Raw genomic sequence first — 2,104 nt, forward strand, 5'->3', positions numbered from 1 at the left:
CCGAACAGGACCGTGAAACACAAACGCGCCGATGATAGTGAGGTCCGCCCTCGTGAAAGTAGGTCATCGTCAGACTAACCCTCAAAAAGCGCCCAGCATCCAAATACGATCGCTGGGCGTTTGCACGGCTACGGCCGCCGTGGACGCTGTGCAGACAACGCGATGTGTAACGCGGGAGATTACAAGCGTGCTCATCATGAGGAACAATTTCCTCGTCATTCGTGCTCTCTTGATAAACTTGATAAAAATATCAAGAGGGAGCGAAAAGTGTGCAACGCCAGTTTGCAGACCCGGTTCATCGTTCCTGTTTCACTGTTCGTGATCGCACTTGTGCTCGGTGGGGCGATCGTGTTCTCGAGCTTCGAGCGGGGTCGAACGAGTGATGAGGTTGGCGCCGAAGTTGATCATAGGACTCAGGCGGTGGTGAATCGCCCCGGGTTTCGAGGAGGCTCCAACTCTTGAGAAGATGGAGCCATGAACAAATCATCGAAGTTTTCACCGGAAGTGCGTGAGCGCGCCGTGCGCATGGTGCAGGAACACCGAGGCGAGTACCCCTCGCTGTGGGCGGCGATTGAATCGATCGCCCCCAAGATTGGCTGCGTGCCGCAGACCCTGCATGACTGGGTCAAGCGCGAGGAGATTGACGGTGGCCAGCGCGATGGGCTGACGAGCAGTGAGCGCGAGCGCCTCAAGCAACTGGAGCGAGAGAACAAGGAGTTGCGCCGTGCCAACGACATCCTCAAGGCGGCGAGCGCGTTTTTCGCCCAGGCGGAGCTCGACCGCCGTTTGAAGAGCTAAAGCACTTCATCGACCAACACCGTCACACGTTCGGGGTCGAGCCCATCTGCCGGGTTTTGCAGATGGCCCCGTCCTGTTACTGGCGCCATGCGGCACGCCGACGCAACCCGCAGCTCCGCAGTCGCCGCGCGCGGCAAGACGACAGCCTGGCAAACGAGGTCCGTAAGCGCCCGGCAAACCCACCTTCCCCCAGCCGCTTAGCCCATTGAAGATCGTGTCCATCAATTCTGATGGTGGGCACTATGGATGTCGTCATCCCGCGCCGGACCCGGCGCACGCACAGCGAAGCCTTCAAACAATCGGTGATCTCGGCTTGCCGTGAGCCTGGCGTCTCGGTGGCGGGCGTGGCTCTGGCCAACGGCCTGAACGCCAACCAGGTCCATCGCTGGATGCGCGAGCGCGGGATCGCGCCGCCGAGCCGGCGCAAGCCGCTCAGCGCTGAGCTCACGACGCTGTCTGAGCCAGGCTTTGTGCCGGTGCGGGTTGCATCCGCCGTTGAGGCGCCGGTGATCCGCCTCGAGGCGCAGCGTGGCAACGCCCGCGTGAAGCTCGAATGGCCGCTCCAGGCGGCCGATGCCTGTGGCGCGTGGTTGCGCGAGTGGCTGGCATGATCCGCATCGAGGCGCTGTGGCTGTCGGCCGCGCCTTTGGACATGCGCGCAGGCATGGACACGTTGCTCGCGCAGGTGGTGCGCGTGTTCGGCGAGGCGCAGCCCCATCACGCCTATCTCTTCAGCAACCGGCGCGGCTCCCGCTTGAAGGTGCTGGTCCATGACGGCTTCGGGGTGTGGCTCGCATGCCGGCGCCTGAACCAGGGACGGTTTCACTGGACCGAGGGCCAGGGCGGTGTCGCACTCACCCGGGCGCAGTTCGATGCGCTGGTGCTTGGGCTGCCGTGGCAGCGGCTGGGCGACGGCGGTGTGATCCGGACACTCTGAACCCGCGCTATCGGCGGATGCCCCGATGGCGGCGGAGACGTGCATCGGACATGATCGATCCATGCCGCTGCCCGCCGACCTCGATCAACTGGATGCCGACACCTTGCGTCGCCTGCTCATCGAGCAGGAGCGCGAGCTCGTGTGGCGTCAGACCAAGATCGAGCGGCTCACGCATGAGCTGGCGCTGCACAAGCGTCATCGCTTCGGCGTGAGGACCGAGCGCCTGTCCACCGAGCAGGTGCAGCTCTTCGAGGGTAACCGTCCGAGCAACCCCGTAGTTCCCAGGCAGCGCTGAATCGTCGATGGTTGCGGCTGCGAAACTCACTTCTGGAGAACGACGATGGAGCAGGAGAGGCTGATGGCGGTGGT

Annotated in this window: 3 protein-coding genes, 1 pseudogene and 1 other annotated feature; all 4 genes and pseudogenes read left to right on the forward strand. The window is 63.3% G+C overall.

Annotated elements, in window-relative coordinates; genetic code table 11:
* Positions 1-474: 474 nt before the first annotated feature.
* Positions 475-965, forward strand: a pseudogene (locus CGK74_RS18580) (transposase); the annotation flags it as partial.
* Positions 753-869 (forward strand) — a sequence feature (AL1L pseudoknot). It overlaps the preceding pseudogene by 117 nt.
* Positions 966-1,040: 75 nt before the next feature.
* The gene (locus CGK74_RS18585; RefSeq protein ID WP_004294255.1) at positions 1,041-1,409 is read left to right on the forward strand and encodes a transposase; all 369 of its coding nucleotides are present in this window, start codon (positions 1,041-1,043) and stop codon (positions 1,407-1,409) included.
* Entirely contained in the window at positions 1,406-1,735 is a 330-nt protein-coding gene (gene tnpB / locus CGK74_RS18590) for an IS66 family insertion sequence element accessory protein TnpB (protein WP_004294256.1), read from the forward strand. The genes CGK74_RS18585 and tnpB overlap by 4 nt, the downstream gene beginning before the upstream one ends.
* Positions 1,736-1,796: 61 nt before the next feature.
* Positions 1,797-2,030, forward strand: a complete 234-nt coding sequence (locus CGK74_RS18995) for an IS66 family transposase (RefSeq protein WP_165770118.1) — start codon at positions 1,797-1,799, stop codon at positions 2,028-2,030.
* Positions 2,031-2,104 lie beyond the last annotated feature (74 nt).

The sequence above is a fragment of the Thauera propionica genome, assembly GCF_002245655.1.
In the GTDB taxonomy this organism is placed as follows: domain Bacteria; phylum Pseudomonadota; class Gammaproteobacteria; order Burkholderiales; family Rhodocyclaceae; genus Thauera; species Thauera propionica.

Bases quoted from the DNA above. Each gene is read 5' to 3' on its own strand.
- CGK74_RS18585 (WP_004294255.1), top strand. From the start codon at position 1,041: ATGGATGTCGTCATCCCGCGCCGGACCCGGCGCACGCACAGCGAAGCC.
- CGK74_RS18995 (WP_165770118.1), top strand. From the start codon at position 1,797: ATGCCGCTGCCCGCCGACCTCGATCAACTGGATGCCGACACCTTGCGT.
- tnpB (WP_004294256.1), top strand. From the start codon at position 1,406: ATGATCCGCATCGAGGCGCTGTGGCTGTCGGCCGCGCCTTTGGACATG.